The 18,406-nt window shown below is 46.1% G+C and carries 19 protein-coding genes and 1 tRNA gene; 12 read left to right on the forward strand and 8 right to left on the reverse strand.

Going from position 1 to position 18,406, the window contains the following annotated elements:
- The first annotated feature begins 94 nt into the window (after positions 1-94).
- The 7 genes from R8O10_RS15090 to rnd all read left to right on the forward strand — a co-directional run bounded on the left by R8O10_RS15090 (position 95) and on the right by rnd (position 7,588).
- Positions 95-2,035 (forward strand): ATP-dependent DNA helicase, encoded by a 1,941-nt coding sequence (locus R8O10_RS15090; RefSeq protein WP_262635061.1) that lies wholly within the window; start codon positions 95-97, stop codon positions 2,033-2,035.
- A gap of 29 nt (positions 2,036-2,064) precedes the next feature.
- Complete coding sequence (gene tsaB, locus R8O10_RS15095; protein WP_318191525.1) at positions 2,065-2,766, forward strand: tRNA (adenosine(37)-N6)-threonylcarbamoyltransferase complex dimerization subunit type 1 TsaB; 702 nt, start codon at positions 2,065-2,067, stop codon at positions 2,764-2,766.
- Between the two features lie 60 nt (positions 2,767-2,826).
- Positions 2,827-3,132, forward strand: a complete 306-nt coding sequence (locus R8O10_RS15100; RefSeq protein ID WP_005382213.1) for a hypothetical protein — start codon at positions 2,827-2,829, stop codon at positions 3,130-3,132.
- 41 nt (positions 3,133-3,173) lie between these two features.
- Positions 3,174-3,731 (forward strand): Slp family lipoprotein, encoded by a 558-nt coding sequence (locus tag R8O10_RS15105; RefSeq protein ID WP_005382214.1) that lies wholly within the window; start codon positions 3,174-3,176, stop codon positions 3,729-3,731.
- 6 nt (positions 3,732-3,737) lie between these two features.
- Positions 3,738-4,592 carry an alpha/beta fold hydrolase gene (locus R8O10_RS15110; protein WP_005382215.1) on the forward strand — a complete coding sequence of 285 codons (855 nt, stop codon included), beginning with the start codon at positions 3,738-3,740 and terminating at the stop codon, positions 4,590-4,592.
- Positions 4,593-4,698: 106 nt separating this feature from the next.
- Entirely contained in the window at positions 4,699-6,390 is a 1,692-nt protein-coding gene (gene fadD, locus R8O10_RS15115) for a long-chain-fatty-acid--CoA ligase FadD (protein WP_318191526.1), read from the forward strand.
- Between the two features lie 79 nt (positions 6,391-6,469).
- Positions 6,470-7,588 carry a ribonuclease D gene (rnd, locus tag R8O10_RS15120; protein ID WP_318191527.1) on the forward strand — a complete coding sequence of 373 codons (1,119 nt, stop codon included), beginning with the start codon at positions 6,470-6,472 and terminating at the stop codon, positions 7,586-7,588.
- Between the two features lie 77 nt (positions 7,589-7,665).
- Here the strand turns inward: rnd and minE are convergent, their stop codons facing one another.
- The 3 genes from minE to minC are packed head-to-tail and all read right to left on the reverse strand — an operon-like array spanning position 7,666 to position 9,424.
- Entirely contained in the window at positions 7,666-7,929 is a 264-nt protein-coding gene (gene minE / locus R8O10_RS15125) for a cell division topological specificity factor MinE (RefSeq protein ID WP_005388332.1), read from the reverse strand.
- 2 nt (positions 7,930-7,931) lie between these two features.
- The gene (gene minD, locus R8O10_RS15130; RefSeq protein WP_005388331.1) at positions 7,932-8,744 is read right to left on the reverse strand and encodes a septum site-determining protein MinD; all 813 of its coding nucleotides are present in this window, start codon (positions 8,742-8,744) and stop codon (positions 7,932-7,934) included.
- Positions 8,745-8,761: 17 nt separating this feature from the next.
- Complete coding sequence (gene minC, locus R8O10_RS15135; RefSeq protein ID WP_005382304.1) at positions 8,762-9,424, reverse strand: septum site-determining protein MinC; 663 nt, start codon at positions 9,422-9,424, stop codon at positions 8,762-8,764.
- Between the two features lie 197 nt (positions 9,425-9,621).
- On the opposite strand from minC, the gene R8O10_RS15140 reads away from it, so the two are divergent.
- The 4 genes from R8O10_RS15140 (at position 9,622) to R8O10_RS15155 (ending at position 13,412) form a co-directional block, all read left to right on the forward strand.
- Positions 9,622-9,903 carry a YcgL domain-containing protein gene (locus tag R8O10_RS15140; RefSeq protein ID WP_005382303.1) on the forward strand — a complete coding sequence of 94 codons (282 nt, stop codon included), beginning with the start codon at positions 9,622-9,624 and terminating at the stop codon, positions 9,901-9,903.
- A 48-nt stretch (positions 9,904-9,951) separates the two neighbouring features.
- Positions 9,952-10,923: a lytic transglycosylase domain-containing protein gene (locus R8O10_RS15145; protein WP_005388330.1), complete on the forward strand. Its 972-nt coding sequence runs from the start codon at positions 9,952-9,954 to the stop codon at positions 10,921-10,923.
- Between the two features lie 87 nt (positions 10,924-11,010).
- Positions 11,011-11,955 (forward strand): LysR family transcriptional regulator, encoded by a 945-nt coding sequence (locus tag R8O10_RS15150; protein WP_017634801.1) that lies wholly within the window; start codon positions 11,011-11,013, stop codon positions 11,953-11,955.
- A gap of 257 nt (positions 11,956-12,212) precedes the next feature.
- Positions 12,213-13,412, forward strand: a complete 1,200-nt coding sequence (locus R8O10_RS15155) for a NupC/NupG family nucleoside CNT transporter (protein ID WP_005382298.1) — start codon at positions 12,213-12,215, stop codon at positions 13,410-13,412.
- Between the two features lie 67 nt (positions 13,413-13,479).
- On the opposite strand, the gene folD is transcribed toward R8O10_RS15155, so the two are convergent.
- Entirely contained in the window at positions 13,480-14,340 is an 861-nt protein-coding gene (gene folD, locus R8O10_RS15160; protein ID WP_318191528.1) for a bifunctional methylenetetrahydrofolate dehydrogenase/methenyltetrahydrofolate cyclohydrolase FolD, read from the reverse strand.
- A gap of 203 nt (positions 14,341-14,543) precedes the next feature.
- Between folD and R8O10_RS15165 the strand changes: the two genes are divergently transcribed.
- Positions 14,544-14,620: transfer RNA gene (locus R8O10_RS15165), tRNA-Arg, on the forward strand.
- 185 nt (positions 14,621-14,805) lie between these two features.
- Here the strand turns inward: R8O10_RS15165 and R8O10_RS15170 are convergent.
- The 4 genes from R8O10_RS15170 to R8O10_RS15185 are packed head-to-tail and all read right to left on the reverse strand — an operon-like array spanning position 14,806 to position 18,392.
- Entirely contained in the window at positions 14,806-16,029 is a 1,224-nt protein-coding gene (locus tag R8O10_RS15170) for a beta-ketoacyl-ACP synthase (protein WP_318191529.1), read from the reverse strand.
- A complete protein-coding gene (fabG, locus tag R8O10_RS15175; protein WP_005388326.1) occupies positions 16,026-16,751 on the reverse strand; it encodes a 3-oxoacyl-ACP reductase FabG in 726 nt (241 codons plus the stop codon). The genes R8O10_RS15170 and fabG overlap by 4 nt, the downstream gene beginning before the upstream one ends.
- A complete protein-coding gene (locus R8O10_RS15180) occupies positions 16,748-17,212 on the reverse strand; it encodes a hotdog family protein (RefSeq protein ID WP_005388322.1) in 465 nt (154 codons plus the stop codon). The genes fabG and R8O10_RS15180 overlap by 4 nt, the downstream gene beginning before the upstream one ends.
- Positions 17,205-18,392: a beta-ketoacyl-[acyl-carrier-protein] synthase family protein gene (locus R8O10_RS15185; protein ID WP_318191530.1), complete on the reverse strand. Its 1,188-nt coding sequence runs from the start codon at positions 18,390-18,392 to the stop codon at positions 17,205-17,207. Before R8O10_RS15185 ends, R8O10_RS15180 begins: the two co-directional genes overlap by 8 nt.
- Positions 18,393-18,406: the final 14 nt, after the last annotated feature.

The raw sequence follows: 18,406 nt of genomic DNA on the forward strand, positions 1-18,406 counted from the left end.
TCCTTGTGTCGCCGCAAGCTGGTCAGATTGTGGGCTGATGTCACTCCTATTCCTCTGATATACTCTCGATAATTTTTCAAACTCAATACCAAGCATGATCGCAAAAACTTTTTCCTCTGATGGCGCGTTAGGTAAGGCCATTCCTGGCTTTCAAGCTCGTCAGCCACAAATCGATATGGCGGAAGCCGTCAGCAGTGCGATCAAAGATCAAACCCAGTTGGTGGTGGAGGCAGGAACCGGAACCGGTAAGACCTTCGCATACCTAGTCCCTGCGCTGTTGAGTGGTAAAAAAGTGATCATCAGTACAGGCTCGAAAAACTTGCAAGAGCAGTTGTACCATCGTGACTTACCGCTCATGGTCAATGCGCTTGGTTTTTATGGCCAAGTGGCGTTATTAAAAGGGCGCTCTAATTATCTGTGTTTGGATCGTTTGAGCCGCCAAATGGTCGAAAGCCACACTAATGAATCTGACCCGACGTTATTAACTCAACTGGTTAAAGTGCGTGCTTGGTCATCAGAAACCAAAACAGGTGACCTTGGGGATTGTGATGATCTGCCAGAAGACAGCATGATCATTCCGACCATCACCTCAACCAATGATAACTGTTTAGGTAAAGAGTGTCCGAGCTACACCGATTGCTTTGTATTGAAAGCGCGTAAGCGAGCCATGGATTCCGACATTGTTGTGGTGAACCATCACTTATTTCTTGCTGATTTAGCGATCAAAGAGACAGGATTTGGTGAACTGATTCCAGAAGCCGATGTGTTTATTTTTGATGAAGCTCATCAGTTGCCAGATATTGCGAGCGAATATTTCGGCCAGTCAGTTTCAAGCCGCCAAATTCACGATCTTGCCAAAGACATTGAAATAGCCTATCGCACCGAAGCCAAAGATATGCGTCAATTGCAAAAAGTGGGCGACAAACTCATGCAAAGCGCAATGGACATGCGGATTGTATTGGGTGAGCCAGGCTTTCGTGGCAACTGGCGTGAGGCGTTGCAATCAGGTTCTATTAAGCGAGAATTATTGCGCTTAACTGACAGCCTCGAATTGGCGATTGATGTACTCAAAATAGCTTTAGGGCGCAGTCAATTACTGGATACCGCTTTTGAACGAGCCAATTTGATCAAAGGCCGCATCGACCGCGTCTGTGATGTCGATATTACCGGTTACTCATACTGGTACGATACCTCGCCTCGTCATTTCGCTCTGCACATTACGCCTCTTTCTGTCGCGGACAAGTTCCATGAGCAAATAGAGATTAAACAAGGCGCGTGGATTTTCACGTCAGCAACCCTAGCCGTATCGGGCGAATTCAAGCACTTTACTGAGCGCCTTGGCCTCAAGCCTACAAAGCAATTTTCTCTGCCGTCCCCCTTTGATTATCAAAAACAAGCGCGCCTTTGTGTGCCAAGGTATTTGCCAGAGCCAAACAGTAACGGCTTAGCGGATAAGTTAGTCCGAATGCTTGCTCCGGTGATTGAAGAAAATGATGGTCGCTGCTTCTTTTTATGTACCTCGCACAGCATGATGCGTGAACTAGGTGAGAAGTTCCGAGAAGTACTTGAGCTGCCTGTGTTAATGCAAGGGGAGATGAGTAAGCAGAAAACCTTGGCGGAGTTTATGGAACTGGGTAACGCTTTACTCGTGGCGACGGGCGCTTTCTGGGAAGGGATTGATGTTAGAGGTGATGCGCTGAGCTGTGTTATTATCGACAAATTACCGTTTACCGCCCCTGACGATCCGTTACTCAAAGCCCGTATCGAGGATTGTCGATTACGTGGCGGTGAACCATTTGCTGAAGTACAAATCCCGGATGCAGTGATTACGTTAAAGCAGGGAGTCGGGCGATTAATTCGAGATCAGAAGGATCACGGTGCGTTGATCATTTGTGATAATCGCCTCGTCACGCGAGACTATGGTGGTATTTTCCTCGGAAGCCTACCACCTATCCCAAGGACGCGAGACTTAGATGGAATCAAAGCATTCCTGAAAGCAGAACAATCTGTCACAGACGCAAGTGCTGAGGCATAACCCAATAAATGAAAGTTGTAGAGAGTTAAATGAGCGCAAAAATTCTTGCTATCGATACAGCGACTGAAAACTGTTCAGTTGCGTTGTTGGCTAATGATCAAGTGATTTCACGTAGCGCGGTTGCACCACGCGATCACACCAAAAAAGTACTGCCAATGGTTGATGAAGTACTCAAAGAAGCTGGCCTGACTCTACAAGAGCTGGATGCGTTAGCGTTTGGACGTGGTCCAGGTAGCTTTACTGGCGTTCGTATCGGTATTGGTATCGCACAAGGTTTGGCGTTCGGTGCTGACTTACCTATGATCGGCGTTTCAACGCTGGCTGCAATGGCTCAAGGTAGCTATCGCTTACATGGTGTGACCGATGTCGCTGTCGCCATTGATGCACGTATGGGTGAAGTTTACTGGGCACGTTACACTCGCCAAGCAAACGGTGAGTGGGCAGGGATGGATGCAGAGTGCGTAATTCCACCAGCACGTCTCGTTGAAGAAGCACAAGCAGACGACAAAACGTGGACGACAGCAGGTACTGGTTGGGATGCTTACCAAGAAGTATTTGCAGGCCTACCGTTTAATTTGACGCATGGTGACGTTCTGTACCCTGATTCACAAGACATCGTGATTCTTGCTGAACAAGAATTTAAAAAGGGTAATACCGTGCCGGTCGAAGATTCGAGCCCTGTTTATTTACGTGATAATGTGACATGGAAAAAACTTCCTGGTCGCGAATAGTCCGTTTTTCATTAACCTGACAAAAAGCAGGGCGTTTGCCCTGTATTTTTATGGAGTGCTATGGCGTCGATTAATGGCTTGCCTCCTTCTTTGATTCCCGGTGCAAATCGCACTAATAAAGCCAGTCAAAAGAAGCCGGTAAATAAATCACAAACAAAGCAGCCTGTAGGTCAGCCTTCAAAGGTTGCTAACGCCGTGGCGCACTCCATAAAACACGTGGATGAGTCCCAAATTCACCGAGCTCAAGTGCAATATGACCTTCCTGAAGGGGGCGCACGTAAAGCAATGGAGCAGTACATGGATGTCATGAATCGAGCTAAAAAAGAGGAACTGGCTCAATTACTTGGTGTCGATATTTACGTGTGAGATCTCCCCAGCTTGGGGTTACTAATATTGAAAGGTGGTTTATGAAGGTTTTTGGACGGTTTTTTCTCGCATTATTTGCTACGGTTGGTTTGTCTGCGTGTAGCTCGTTGCCTGAGGAGCTAAATGCAAGCACAGAATTGGTCGTTACAGACTATAAAGCTTTTGCTGAGTCTCAGGGGCAAGTGAGTGAAGATGTTCGCCTTGGTGGAATCATCGCTAAAGTGGATAACTTTAAAGATAAAACGCGTCTAGAGATTGTAAACCTTCCTATCAGTAAGTCTGGTAAACCTGATATCGATGAAGAGCCTACGGGGCGTTTTGTCGCCTATTTTGATGGCTATTTAGAGCCTGTCGCCTTTAGTGAAGGCCGTTTGGTGACGGTTGTAGGCAAAGGAGCAGGGGAAGAAGAAGGAAAGATCGGTGAGCACGGTTACATCTTCCCGGTAATAAAGGGGGAAGGGTACCGTTTATGGAAAATTGAAGAACGTGTACGCATGTATGACTCGCCAACCTACTTTTACCCATGTTACTCGATTAACTGCCGCATGTGGCGTAATGATTTCCCACAAGACGGTAAAGTGATAAAACAGGTCAAATAATCTGCGATGCATGAGCGTCAATTCGAGCTTCCTGCCGGCAAAATGGCAGCCCTTGAGATAGGGAACGAGAAAACGGCTGACTTGTCAGTCGTTTTTCTTCATGGGTGGTTAGATAATGCGGGCAGCTTTAAAGCGCTCATGGAGCAGTTGAATCAACTTAATCCTCACTTACACCTCCTAGCCATCGATCATTTTGGTCACGGTTTATCGAGTCATAAATCTCACGATAATTATTACCCCTTTCACGACTATATTGCCGATTTGTATCAGTTTTTGGACGAATTATCACCAAACAGACTGATATTAGTAGGGCATTCACTTGGTGCTTTAATCGCAAGTTGCTATAGTGCAGCGTTTCCAGAGCAGGTCGAAGCTCTTGTGCAAATTGAGGGAGCAGGACCTCTTCATGAGGATCCTACTAACAGTTTGCCTCGTCTTCGCGATGGCGTTTTAAGTCGAATAAGACAGCAAAACAAGCCAGAGCGAGCCATTGCCTCCTTCGATCTGGCGTTAAAATTACGCATGCAAGCCAACCAATTAACCGCTGAGCAGCTTCTGCCGATAGTCGAGCGAGGAACGGAGCAGCGAGGAGATAAATGGTATTGGCGGCATGATGCCAAGTTAAAATGTGCGTCGCTTTACCGAATGGCGCAAGCGCATGCTAACTCGATTACCAGCCAAATACGTTGTCCTCATTTGATCGTGTTAGGCGATCAAGGATTTCAGAATTTACCATCTAACCAAGCTGATTGGGGAGAGAACCCGCCGCAAGTGGTTTCTGTCAAGGGTGGTCATCACTGTCATTTAGAGCAAATACTCGAGGTCGCAACGCGAATTCTTGGTGTAGTTAACAAAATTTAAACAAGTGTTTGAGAGTTGCGTGCTCAAGCACGTTCGCTGTGCTGTAATAGCTTTCAAAATAAAAAGGACGCTATTTTTTAGCCAGTTATAAACGAGGAGTAACATCGTGGATAAACCATGGCTTTCACGTTATCCAAGTGACGTACCTGAAACCATTAATCCAGAGCAATATGAGTCTTTGGTAGAAATGTTTGAGCAGTCTGTACAAAAATATGCAGACCAACCAGCATTCATGAACATGGGCTCGGTTATGACCTTCCGTAAATTGGAAGAGCGTAGTCGCGCATTCGCAGCGTATCTGCAAAACGAGTTAAAACTGCAAAAGGGTGACCGCGTTGCTCTGATGATGCCAAACCTACTGCAATACCCAGTGGCGTTGTTTGGTATTTTGCGTGCAGGTTGTATCGCCGTAAACGTTAACCCACTTTACACTCCTCGTGAACTTGAACACCAATTGAATGACTCAGGTGCGACGACGATTGTGATTGTGTCTAACTTTGCGAATACGCTAGAACAAATCGTCGATAAAACACCAGTCAAACACGTAGTGTTAACCAGTCTTGGTCAAATGCTGCCACGAGCGAAAGGTACGATTGTCGATTTTGTCGTGAAGTACGTTAAGGGCATGGTGCCTAAGTACGATTTACCTGGTGCTATCTCAATGCGTCAGGCTCTACGTAAAGGTCGTCGTCTACAATACGTTAAACCGTTTATGTCTGGGGATGACATTGCATTCCTGCAATATACGGGGGGGACGACAGGTGTCGCGAAAGGTGCGATTCTGACTCACCGCAACATGATTGCGAACGTTCTACAGGCAAAAGGCGCGTACGGACCGGTTTTATCTCCGGGGCGTGAATTAGTCGTAACAGCGTTACCGCTGTATCACGTATTTGCTCTTACCGTAAACTGTCTGCTGTTTGTCGAAATGGGTGGTCGTAACTTACTTATTACCAACCCTAGAGATATTCCAGGGTTCGTGAAAGAGCTACAAAAGCATCCGTTTACTGCGATTACGGGCGTGAATACCTTATTTAATGCATTGGTCAATAATGAAGATTTCCACGAGTTGGATTTCAGTAATCTACGTTTAGCCGTTGGCGGCGGCATGGCAGTGCAGCGCTCAGTGGCAGAAAGATGGCAAAAGACCACGGGTTGCTATTTGCTCGAAGGTTACGGCCTAACAGAGTGTTCTCCGTTGGTTGCGGCATATCCGCATGATCTTGTTGAATACAATGGCTCTATTGGTCTGCCGGTACCATCAACAGAAGTTCGTATCGTGGACGAAGAAGGCAACGCTCTTGCGAATACTGAAACTGGTGAACTTCAAGTTCGTGGTCCTCAGGTTATGCAAGGTTACTGGCAACGACCTGAAGTAACGAAAGATACGATTAACGAAGACGGCTGGCTATCAACTGGCGACATCGTTAAGTTCGATGACGAAGGCTTCCTGCATATCGTTGACCGTAAGAAAGACATGATCTTAGTATCAGGCTTTAATGTTTACCCGAACGAAATCGAAGACGTTGTAGCACTACACGGCAAAGTACTTGAAGTTGCTGCTATTGGTCAGCCGCATGAAGTGTCTGGTGAATTAGTGAAGATTTATGTCGTGAAACGCGATCCGAGCTTGACCAAAGACGAAGTGATCGCGCATTGTCGAGAACACCTAACTGGCTACAAAGTTCCGAAGTTGGTTGAATTCCGCGAAGACTTACCTAAAACCAATGTCGGTAAGATCTTGCGTCGTGTTTTACGCGAAGAGAATGACGCTGAACTTGCGAAGAAAAGCGCATAAGCCGATTTCGTCGAGTCGAGAGATTTAAAAAATGATAGAATGCCAGCGTTTTGCTGGCATTTTTTATAGCGAGAAGTATGTGAACTATCAAATTATTACTAAAAACAAAGACCTAGAAGAGGTTTGCACTCATGCCCGAGAGGCAGACGTAGTGATGCTGGATACCGAATTCGTTCGTATTCGCACTTTCTACCCGCAGTTAGGTCTGATTCAGCTTTTCGATGGTAATCGCCTCTCGCTGATTGATCCGACTGAATTAACGGATATGACGCCGTTTGTAGCGCTATTAAAAGATACTTCTGTGCTAAAAGTGCTGCACGCATGTGGTGAAGATTTAGAAGTTTTCCAAAACGCTTTTGGTTGTACACCATTCCCTATGGTGGATACGCAGCTGATGGCCGCTTTTCTCGGTCACGGCCTATCGACAGGCTTCGCATCGCTGGTGGAAGAATATTTAGGCGTAGAGCTCGACAAAAGTGAATCACGTACCGACTGGATGGCTCGTCCACTGACACAAAAGCAATTAGATTATGCTGCCGCAGATGTTCATTACTTGTTACCGTTATACGAAAAGCTGTTCGATAAGGTGACGCAAGCAGGTTGGTGGGAAGCTGTACAGCAAGAAAGTGATTTACTCGTTTCGAAACGTATTCGCGTAACCAATGAAGAGAATGCCTACCTTGATATTAAGGGCGCTTGGCAATTAAAACCTTCTGAGCTGGCGATTTTAAAGCCATTGGCGACGTGGCGTTATCGTGAAGCAATCAAACGAGATTTAGCGCTGAACTTTATCTTCAAAGAAGGTGATCTATTAACGGTCGCTCGTCTTGGTTTAACGAACTTTAAGAAGATGGAAGCAGAAGATATTGATATCCGAGCGATTAACCGCCATGGCGCGAAGATTGCCGCGATTGTTAAACAAGCGAAGCAAACACCTTCTGAAGAGTATCCTGCGAAAATTGAGCGTTTAATGGACTATCCGGGTTACAAGCAGGTCTTCAAAAATATGAAAGACTTGGTGAAATCGGCTTCGCAGAAGTCAGGTTTAGCCACGGAGTTCCTTGCCTCTAAAAAGCAGATCAATCAGTTGATCAGTTGGGTTTGGAAAAAAGATCGTGACCTAGAAGTATTGCCTGATTTGATGCAAGGGTGGCGTTTGGATTTACTCGGCGACAAGATGAACAAAGCATTAAAGTAATGAAAGATGAAAAAGGTTGGCCTCGATGCCAACCTTTTTCGTTCTAATTAGAGCATTCGTCTTGCGAGAGAAACTGATTACTTTTCTTCGTCTGGTAGCTTCACATTCAGCTCAAGAACTGAGATATCGTCGTCTTTGTGCTCAAATGTTAAGTCAACCATATTTGGATCAATTGCCACGTACTTGCTGATCACCTTCAAGATGTCTTCTTTTAATTGAGGCAAGTAAGACGGCGCAGGATCATTTTGGCTGCGGCGCTCTGCGACAATGATTTGCAAACGCTCTTTAGCTAGATTCGCAGAAGTTTTCTTCTGTGGACGGAAAAATTCTAATAATGACATGTCTAGCCTCCAAAGAGTCGTTTAAAGAGTCCTTTCTTCTCCTCAGTAAGGAAACGAAATTCAACCTGATTGCCTAATAAGCGATCAACGGTGTCAGAATAAGCCATACCCGCATCGGTGTTATCGTCAAAAGTGACTGGCACACCTTTGTTTGACGCGTTAAGCACGGCTTGGCTTTCTGGAATCACGCCCAGTAGTGGAATATGTAAGATCTCCTCTACGTCTTCAACGCTTAGCATTTCGCCTTGAGTGACGCGAGATGGGTTGTAGCGAGTCAGTAGAAGGTGCTGTTTTACTGGCTCTAGCCCTTGTTCTGCACGCAGTGACTTGGAATCTAAAATACCGAGAATGCGGTCAGAGTCACGCACAGAAGAGACTTCTGGGTTCGTTGTGACAATGGCTTCATCGGCATAGTACAAGGCCATTAACGCGCCTTGCTCGATACCTGCTGGTGAATCACAAATAATGAAATCAAAGCCCATTTCATCAAGTTCGCCGAATACGCGCTGAACACCATCTTTTGTCAGTGCGTCTTTATCACGAGTTTGAGAAGCAGGAAGAATAAATAGGTTGTCCGTGCGCTTATCTTTGATCAGCGCTTGGTTTAATGTCGCTTCGCCGTTAATGACGTTCACAAAGTCATACACGACGCGGCGCTCACAGCCCATGATTAGATCGAGGTTACGCAAACCGATGTCAAAATCGATCACCGCGGTCTTTTTTCCCTTAAGAGCTAGACCAGAGGCGATGGCTGCGCTTGAAGTGGTTTTACCAACGCCACCTTTACCAGACGTTACTACAATAATGCGTGCCATTTTTTTTCCTTTTTAGATTAAATCGCGAGAACTTCTAAATGTAATGATTCATCGGCTTTACTGATCATTACTTTCTTTTGCCAGTACTCGCTTTCAATTTGATCGCTTAACCAGTAGTCACCCGCAATGGATACCAGTTCTGCTTGTAAATCGTGGCAAATAATACGCGCTTCCTGCTGACCACTTGCTCCTGCAATCGCACGACCTCGAAGTGTGCCATGGATATGAATAGAGCCGTCAGCAATGACTTCAGCACCTGCACTTACGTGCGCTAGCACCACCAAATCACCATCTTTTGCGTAGATCTGTTGTCCTGAGCGGACAGGCGTACGAACTACTTTCGTTGGTGCCATTTTGGCAGGTGCTTGGCTTGGCGATTTGCTCGCCGACATAATGGCGAAGCCAGCTTCGGAAGCAAGGTTTTGTACACGCTTGTCTTTACAGCCCGTTACACCGACCGGAATAAAACCGGCATCTGAGATGCCTTGTTTAAGCTTAGGGAAATCAATGTCGCCTTGTACTTTTGCTATATTGATTACCAAAGGCGCGGATGCAAAAAAAGAAGGTGCTTGAGAAACTTTTTCTTGCAAAAATTCGACAGTCTTTGCGATCTCATTGTCAGAAAGGTGTAAAACTGACAATGTAAAACTGCTACCTTTAAGGTCTGGTGAATGGGTCATCGTGGACTTCTTGCCTTTATTGAAAGAGCGTTGCCTTAAACTAGGTATGTCATGTTATATTTCATCCTTTGACGCAGCAAGTTCTCTCGTGGGCAAATAGGTGAATTAATCTCAAATTTGCTATTAAGTTTGCGAGAATTTGACGTTTTCAACCTAATCCGCACTCAACGCGGCTAAATCAGCATAAAAGGCGTGTCATGCTTTGTTCTATTTATAAAAGCTCGAAAAAAGAAGGTACTTATCTCTATATTCCGAAAAAGGATGATTTTTCACAGGTTCCTGACACCTTAATGCAGATGTTCGGTAAGCCTATCGCTGTCATGACGATTAAACTTGATGGCCGTAAATTGGCACAAGTTGATATCGAAAAAGTGAAGGCTTCATTACAAAATGATGGCTTCTTTCTTCAGGTTCCACCGCCGCCGGAGAACCTATTAGAAAAGTACAAAGAACAAAAAGCCCAGCAGAAAGGCGAATAACGTCATCGTTTTTCATCTGGGATTTCTGCCTTGCTCAAGGAGGGCAATATGAAAAAGATACTGGCTACCATGCTTAGCGTTGGTATGTGTACCTCGGCTTTTGCAAGTAGCGAGGGTTTTGATGAATACTTGAATAAGCTGCGTGCTGAAGCTCGTGATAAAGGTATCTCAGAGCAGGTCATTAGTGCTGCTTTTGCTAATGTTGAGTACAAGCCCCGAGCAGTAAAAGCGGACCGAAACCAACCAGAAAAGAAACTGACATTGGATGAGTACATTCCTCGCGCGGTGCCTGAATGGAAGGTGAAGCAAGCCAGACAACTCTACAAAGAGCATTACACCGAGCTAAAGCGTATAGGCGATGAGTACGGTGTCCACCCGCGCTTTATTGTGGCACTTTGGGGAGTTGAAAGTAACTTTGGTAAGTTTACCGGCAACTTTAAAGTGATTGATGCACTATCCACAATGGCATTTGAAGGCCGTCGTGAAGAGTTTTTCCGTAAAGAGACTATGTCGGCACTGCAGATCCTCGATCAAGGCCATATTGAGCTAGAGAACTTTAAAGGCTCATGGGCTGGTGCGATGGGTCAATGCCAGTTTATGCCAAGCTCTTTCCTTCGTTTTGCTGCTGACGGCAACGGTGATGGTAAAAAAGACATATGGCAATCTGAAGCGGACGTGTTTGCATCAACCGCTAACTATTTGAGCAAGTCTGGTTGGGATGATAAATATACTTGGGGTCGCCAAGTTAAGGTTCCTAAAAATATTGATCGCAGCCTAGAAGGGCGCACGGCTGAAAAAGGCAAATACCTTCAAGAGTGGAGCCAATTAGGTATCACAAAATATGACGGTAGCCCGTTGCCAAAACTGGATGAAGACATCAAAGCATGGTTGATCATGCCGGACGACGAGAATGGTCGTACGTATCTGGTTTACAATAACTACAACGTATTGATGAAGTGGAACCGCTCTTACTACTTCGCACTTGCTGTGAGCCACTTGGCTGACCGCATTAAATACTGATCTGCCACAAACAATTCGGCATCCAGTCTTCAATACAAGGGCTCTTCGGAGCCCTTTGTTTTTTCTATAACCAAATCGAGGTAAAGCGTGTTATCTGAACGTGCCGCACAAATGGTGATTTTCTCCGCTCTTCTTAAACACAAAAGCTTCACAGCTGCTGCAAAGAGCTTAGGCGTGTCGGTGTCTCATGTGAGTAAACAGTTGAGTCAGTTAGAAGCGTCTCTTGGTATCAAGCTTGTTCAACGCACTACGCGAAGCTTTACGCCGACTGAGGCAGGGAAAACCTTTTTTCATCACTGTGAGCAAGTGGTACAAGCGGTGAGCAGCGCCACATTAGAGATGGAAACCCAGCGGGATGAAGTGGCAGGTTTGGTACGTCTTGGGTTGTCGCAATCATTTGGTACCTTACACATTATTCCAGCGATTCAAGAGTTACGCGAACTGTATCCTCAACTTCAAGTGGAAGTACATCTGTTTGACTATAAGGTCGATATGTTAGCCGAAGGGCTCGATTTATGGGTAACCAACAACGAGCATTTGCCTGAAGGTTACATTGCGCAGCGTTTGACGGATTGCCAGTTTGTTGTTGCGGCATCGCCAGATTACTTATTGAAACATGACACGCCAACAGAACCGGATGACCTATCTGCTCACAACTGCCTCATATACAGAAGCTGGGAGCGTGACTATACGGGGTGGGCGTTTACCAAAGATCAGCAAGAATTGAACGTAAAAGTCTCGGGTAACTATTCAGTAGATCTGGCAGAAGCCGTTCGGGATGCGGCTATTGCAGGTTGGGGTATTGCCTACCTTGCCACTTACTTGCTGGGTGATGAGTTCAGAACGGGTAAGTTAATACAGCTTTTACCTGATTGGAAAGCCAGCCAGTCGATGCCGTTTTATGCGGTATACCCAAGCCGCCAGCATATGCCAAAAAAAATATCCGCAGTGATTAACTTTATCAAACAGAAGATCGGCAACCCTTGTCATTGGGACCAACGTTTGGCGCCTTACATCTCTATTCCTAAATAACAGGATCAATGACGTTGTAGAACGACACATAAGGTGATTCACTTCACAAAAATTTTTCCTGAATCAGAAACATATTTTCTATATGGAAATAATTAAAATAAGCAAACGTTTATCTTCAATAAATTCAATTGGTTATTTTGTTGGTCAGTTATTGGTCGCTTAAACTTTTCACACTGTTAACATCCTCAACTTGCAGCATTTTGAGTCCGCTATACAATCCGGTGCCTTCTATATCCCCCTTCTGTCGGATTCATTTTATGAACTCAATTATTGGTATCGTAGCCATACTATTCCTAGCATGGCTACTTTCTACAAATAGAAAAAATATAAAGCTGAGAACGGTGTCGTTTGCGTTTGCTTTGCAGGTACTGTTTGCGTTGTTGGTTTTATATGTACCCGCAGGACGAGATGCGCTGAATTCAGTGAGCAGTGTTGTGTCGAATTTGATCAACTATGGTCAAGAGGGCATTGCGTTTTTATTCGGTAATTTGGCGACAGGGGGCTTCACCTTTGCGATCAATGTTCTGGGTATCATCGTTTTCTTCTCCTCTCTTATCTCAGGTCTTTATCACATTGGTGTGATGCCAAAAATCATTAACTTTATCGGTGGTGGTATTCAAAAGCTGCTGGGTATCGGTCGTGCTGAGTCTTTGTCTGCTACGGCGAATATCTTTGTTGGCACCATTGAAGCACCATTAATGGTAAAGCCTTACCTAAAACACATGACTGACTCGCAGTTCTTTGCAGTTATGACAGGTGGTTTAGCGTCAGTTGCTGGCGGAACGTTGGTTGGTTACGCATCACTGGGTGTCGACCTCAACTATCTTATTGCTGCTGCATTTATGTCGGCACCTGCCGGCTTGTTGATGGCAAAAATTTTAATGCCAGAAGATACGGATAAAGCAGCAGATATCGACATTAGCCAAGTTGAAATTCCACGTGCAACCAACGTAGTAGAAGCATTAGCCGATGGTGCCATGGCGGGTGTTCGCATTGCTGTATCGGTCGGTGGTACGTTATTGGCGTTTATTAGTGTCATTGCAATGCTAAACGGCATGTTAGGCTGGATAGGTGATCTTATTGGGACACCATTAAGTTTTGAGCTCATCCTAGGTTTTGTGTTTGCGCCAGTCGCTTGGTTGTTGGGTATACCATGGCAAGAAGCAACCACAGCAGGCTCGCTGATTGGTAACAAGATTGTGGTGAATGAGTTCGTCGCTTTCATCCAGCTTGCAGAAGTGAAGTCTCAACTTAGTGAACACTCACAAGCAATCGTGACGTTTGCTTTGTGTGGCTTTGCAAATATCTCAAGCATGGCGATGCTGATTGGTGGGTTGGGCTCATTGGTACCAGAAAAGCGTGCATTTGTTTCTAAGCATGGTTTCCGTGCGATTATCGCTGGTGTCATGGCGAACTTAATGAGCGCTTCGATTGCGGGCGTGATTTTAAGTCTGTAATTGAAATAGATATCAACAATTAGCAAAAAGGCTCCTTGCGGAGCCTTTTTCGTATCTGAAATTTACGTTATTTGTCTGTGTGGAACTGTTCGCAAGCGAGCATCGTGTTCTCAATTAAACTTGCGACGGTCATTGGGCCAACGCCACCAGGAACGGGAGTAATAAAGCTCGCACTTTCACGTGCTTTGTCGTATTCCACGTCGCCAACTAGTTTGCCTGAATCAAGACGGTTAATACCGACATCGACCACCACTGCGCCTTTTTTAATCCACTCACCAGGGATAAAGTTAGGCTTACCAACCGCAACCACGACAACGTCAGCTTGACGCACATGACTCTCTAGGTCTTTGGTAAAACGGTGACATGTTGTTGTTGTGCAGCCCGCAAGCAGCAGCTCAAGTGTCATTGGACGACCAACAATGTTTGATGCACCAACCACAACCGCATGTTTACCACGTAGCTCAATGTTGTAGCGGTCGAGTAGGGTAATTATGCCCTTTGGCGTGCAAGAGCGAAGCTTTGGAATACGCTGCGCAAGACGACCAACGTTGTAAGGATGGAAGCCATCCACGTCCTTCTCTGGGTGAATGCGCTCTAAAACATGTGTTGTGTCTATGCCCGCAGGAAGGGGTAATTGCACTAGAATGCCGTCAATTTCATCATCGTTGTTTAATTCATCAATCAGCGCTAGTAACTCTTCTTCTGAGCTAGACGCAGGAAGGTCAAAAGACTTAGAAACAAACCCAACTTCTTCACATGCGCGGCGTTTGCTACCGACATAAACCTGAGAAGCAGGATCTTCACCAACTAGAACCACTGCTAAACCAGGAGCACGTAGCCCAGCTTCAACACGTGCTTTAACACGTGCAGCCACTTCGGATCGAACAGTTTGGGAAATGAGAGTTCCGTCTATATTTTGAGCAGCCATGACTTTCCTTATAAATTAAGAAGGCAGATTATCTGCGGCGCATTGTCGCAGAATTTCTTATCAACATCCATACGCAAACGTTTGCTTTGTGGTGTTTTTGAACATTAAGCGTTTTAATGGACTTTTTTTAGGCATTCAGATGAGAATGTTATGAAAACCCGTTGATTTACCCGTTTGAACTCGTATAATCCTGTCCCTGTAGCGCGCCCTTAGCTCAGCTGGATAGAGCACGTCCCTTCTAAGGATGTGGTCATTGGTTCGAATCCAATAGGGCGTGCCATTTATCCAAAAGCCCCGATAACTCTTTGAGTTGTCGGGGCTTTATCGTTTTTAGGTTTTTGGCTGTAATTGCCACTCTATCTACAACTTTTGAATGGCATTCTAGCCATTGCAATTTCTAGCAATCTGGATAGCCACCAACAAAAAAGCGCTGGTTAACCAGCGCTTTTGCATTTATTAAGGGCATTACATCTTTTTAAAGATGATGGAGGTGTTGATGCCGCCAAAGGCGAAGTTGTTACTCATCAAATATTTCACGTCCAGCTCTCGGCCTTGTCCGGCGATGTAGTCTAAATCGCCACATTGCTCGTCGAGGTTTTCTAGGTTGAGCGTTGGGTTAAACCAACCTGTGTGCATCATTTCTAAACCTAGCCACGCTTCAATCGCGCCACAGGCGCCTAGTGTGTGGCCAAAGTAGCTCTTGAGTGAACTTATTGGCACTTTGCCCAGAGCATTCGATGTTGCGTTGCTTTCCGCAATATCGCCGCGGTCGGTGGCAGTGCCGTGAGCAGATACATAGTCGATCTTCTCAGCAGGAATGCCCGCGTTTTGCAAAGCCATTTCCATACAGATTTGCATGGTTTCCATCTGTGGTTGAGTGACGTGTGCGGCATCACAGTTGCTGGCAAAACCGATGATTTCTGCATAGATTTTCGCGCCACGAGCGACGGCGTGTTCGTACTCTTCCAGAACTAGCGTTCCCGCACCTTCACCAATCACCAAACCATCGCGATCGGAGTCATAAGGTCTTGGTGTGCTTTTCGGGTCTTCATTCTTTAGACTGGTGGCAAAAAGGGTATCGAAGACAGCGGATTCCGTTGGGCACAATTCTTCAGCGCCACCAGCAACCATGACCGTTTGGTAGCCGTGCTTGATCGCTTCGTAGGCGTAGCCGATTGCTTGGCTGCCAGAGGTACATGCACTGCTGGTTGGGATCACTCGGCCTTTCAAACCGAAAAATAGACCAACGTTCACTGCCGTGGTATGCGGCATCATTTGCACGTAAGTCGTTGCGGTGATCGCTTTAGTTGTTTTCTCATTCAGCATGACACCAAATGCGCCGATTGCGTCAGTACTGCCTGTTGATGAGCCGTATGCGATACCCGTTTGACCATTGGTGAGTACGTCGTTACCAATCAAACCTGCTTGGCTTAGTGCGTTTTCTGTTGCGACGGTCGCCAATTTGGAAACACGCCCCATGCCGCGTACTTGCTTGCGCTTGTAGTGCTTTGGCAGTTCAAAATCTAAAATGGGTGCCGCGAGCTTGGTGTTCAAACCTTCATACTGTTCGTAAGAAGGCATGTATTGCGTCGCGTTCTGGCAGTCACGCAGTTTTGGTTCGACAGATTGCCAATCGTTACCAAACGCAGTCACGCCCGACATTCCGGTTACAACAACTCGACGGCTCATACTAGGCCTCCGTTTACCGAAATGACTTGGCGAGTTACATAGCCTGCGATGTCAGACATAAGGTAACTGACTAAACCAGCAACTTCTTCTGGCTCTCCCATGCGGCGCAAAGGAATTTGCGGCATCGCATGTTCTTTCACGTGTTCGTCTACCATGCCTGTGTCGATAAGCCCTGGAGCAACGCAGTTGACGGTGATTTTGCGTTTTGCCAGTTCAAGCGCGAGTGATTTTGTTGCACCAATTACGCCCGCTTTCGCTGCGCTGTAGTTAGTTTGACCACGATTCCCCATTAGGCCCGAGACTGATGCAAGGGTAACAATTCGGCCGCCTTTGCGCTTTTGCACCATTGGCATAACACAAGGGTGAAGAACGTTGTAGAAGCTATCTAAGTTGGTATGAATCACTCCATCCCATTCTTCTTCGGTCATCGCAGGGAAAGCGGTATCTTTTGTGATGCCAGCGTTGTTTACGACGCCATAGTAAGCGCCGTGTTCGGCGATATCGGCTTCTAGCTTCTCACGACAATCTGCACGGTCACTGATGTCGAATTGGATAAGACGACCGCTACCACCATGCTGTTCGATGGTGTTTAGGGTGTCTTGCGCGCCTTGTTGATCGCCCATGTAATGGACAATGACTTGGAAACCATCTTTGGCTAATTGAACGGCAATGGCTTTACCGATGCCTTTGCTGGCACCTGTAACGAGGACTTGTCGGGTCATTGTTGACTCCTGATTTTCATTTCTTGTAATTTTTCTTCTGATGGAACGTAAACGTTCAATTGGCAAGTCGCTACAACAGTTCCTTGTAGCTCAATACGGGCTGAAAAAACCGCCATACCGTTATCTTCCATAACTTTTTCAGCATACACATCGAGCACCTGTCCGCGAGAAAACGTATCGCATTCAGACGTGTATCGACGGCTACCAAGCAAAAAGCCAATCGGTGGCGCTTGTTCCTTCATTAATGCGTGGTAACCAGACCACGCCGCGACAGATTGCGCCATAAACTCAATGCCAACGTAAGCTGGCACGGTTTGAGAGGTCGAGTCGAAGAACGGGTTGTGTTCTGCGATATCAACCTGGCAGTGAATCGTATCTTGTTGAACATCCAAAGCACGATCAACCAAGATCATTGGTTTGTCGTGTGGCAAAAGTTGTTCGATGGGAGGAAGTTTAGTCATGAGCGTAACCAAAAATAAGACTAATGTTATTGCCACCAAAAGCAAAAGAGTTGCTGAGAATCGCTTTGTTACCCAGTTTGGTTGGCGTCTCAACTAACGATATATGGATATCGTCTGCTTTGGTTTCGCAGTGTTGTATTGGCAAATCAAGGTTGTACTTGAGAATATGCCAAGCGATCGCGGCTTCCGTAGCACTTGCTGCGCCTAATGTGTGTCCGGTAAGTGGCTTTGTCGAGCTTACGGGAACGGAGTCTCCAAAGCAGCGATGAATGGCTTTGCTTTCCATCGCATCGTTTAACGGCGTTGCTGTGCCATGCGCGTTGATGTAACCAATGTCTTGCGCTGTAAGTCCTGCATTGGCCAACGCTTTTTTCATCGCTTCTTCTGCGCCTAACCCTTCTGGATGTGGTGCGGAAATATGGTGTGCGTCTGAGCTGTCGCCAGCTCCGAGAAGAGCAACGGGCGCAGGTGTTTTGCTTAGCAACATTAATGCTGCGGCTTCGCCGATATTGATGCCGTTACGATGTTGGTCAAACGGTTTGCAAAGAGTATCGGATAGAGCTTCTAAACCGTTAAAGCCGTTTAGTGTGAGGCGACAAATGCTATCCACACCACCCACAATGACCGCATCAACAATGCCAGAGCGAATCAGGCGTTGCGCGGTTAAAAAGACACGACCACTAGAAGAACAGGCGGTTGAAACTGAGTAATGTGGGCCGCTCAAATCAAAGTAGGCGGCAATAAAATCGCTGCAGTTTCCAAGCTCTTGTTTGGTGTAATGGTAGTCGACAGGAAAATTACCGTTTGCCAGCTTTTCACCAAATGCGATTTCGCCATCTGAAATGCCAGATGTGCTGGTGCCGATCACGACCGCGATACGGTCACGACCATATTTAGCAATGGCGTCACGCACGTCGCCTTCGATTTGCTGCAAAGCCGAAAGTGCGAGGCGGTTGTTTCTCGTATCAAACTGGCTGAGTGCGGGTGGTAATTGCGGTAACGTCTGTGCAATTCGACCGATTACTGTTTGGCGGCCTGAATTTAAAATATCTTGGTCAACCACCATGTTGGATGGCTTCGCTCCCGATAAACACTGGTGGATGAGCGCATCATCTTGTCCCATGGCAGAGTGAAAGCCACAGGCCTGAATATACAAAGGTTGAGAAGAGCGAATAGGCATATTGTTATTCTAAA

This window comes from Vibrio sp. 1727, from assembly GCF_033344415.1.
In the GTDB taxonomy this organism is placed as follows: Bacteria; Pseudomonadota; Gammaproteobacteria; order Enterobacterales; family Vibrionaceae; genus Vibrio; species Vibrio alginolyticus.

Coding starts and splice junctions, on each gene's coding strand:
- R8O10_RS15090 (WP_262635061.1), top strand. CDS start 95: ATGATCGCAAAAACTTTTTCCTCTGATGGCGCGTTAGGTAAGGCCATT.
- tsaB (WP_318191525.1), top strand. CDS start 2,065: ATGAGCGCAAAAATTCTTGCTATCGATACAGCGACTGAAAACTGTTCA.
- R8O10_RS15100 (WP_005382213.1), top strand. CDS start 2,827: ATGGCGTCGATTAATGGCTTGCCTCCTTCTTTGATTCCCGGTGCAAAT.
- R8O10_RS15105 (WP_005382214.1), top strand. CDS start 3,174: ATGAAGGTTTTTGGACGGTTTTTTCTCGCATTATTTGCTACGGTTGGT.
- R8O10_RS15110 (WP_005382215.1), top strand. CDS start 3,738: ATGCATGAGCGTCAATTCGAGCTTCCTGCCGGCAAAATGGCAGCCCTT.
- minE (WP_005388332.1), bottom strand. CDS start 7,929: ATGTCATTATTAGAATTTTTCCGTCCACAGAAGAAAACTTCTGCGAAT.
- minD (WP_005388331.1), bottom strand. CDS start 8,744: ATGGCACGCATTATTGTAGTAACGTCTGGTAAAGGTGGCGTTGGTAAA.
- minC (WP_005382304.1), bottom strand. CDS start 9,424: ATGACCCATTCACCAGACCTTAAAGGTAGCAGTTTTACATTGTCAGTT.
- R8O10_RS15140 (WP_005382303.1), top strand. CDS start 9,622: ATGCTTTGTTCTATTTATAAAAGCTCGAAAAAAGAAGGTACTTATCTC.
- R8O10_RS15145 (WP_005388330.1), top strand. CDS start 9,952: ATGAAAAAGATACTGGCTACCATGCTTAGCGTTGGTATGTGTACCTCG.
- R8O10_RS15155 (WP_005382298.1), top strand. CDS start 12,213: ATGAACTCAATTATTGGTATCGTAGCCATACTATTCCTAGCATGGCTA.
- folD (WP_318191528.1), bottom strand. CDS start 14,340: ATGGCTGCTCAAAATATAGACGGAACTCTCATTTCCCAAACTGTTCGA.
- R8O10_RS15170 (WP_318191529.1), bottom strand. CDS start 16,029: ATGAGCCGTCGAGTTGTTGTAACCGGAATGTCGGGCGTGACTGCGTTT.
- fabG (WP_005388326.1), bottom strand. CDS start 16,751: ATGACCCGACAAGTCCTCGTTACAGGTGCCAGCAAAGGCATCGGTAAA.
- R8O10_RS15180 (WP_005388322.1), bottom strand. CDS start 17,212: ATGACTAAACTTCCTCCCATCGAACAACTTTTGCCACACGACAAACCA.
- R8O10_RS15185 (WP_318191530.1), bottom strand. CDS start 18,392: ATGCCTATTCGCTCTTCTCAACCTTTGTATATTCAGGCCTGTGGCTTT.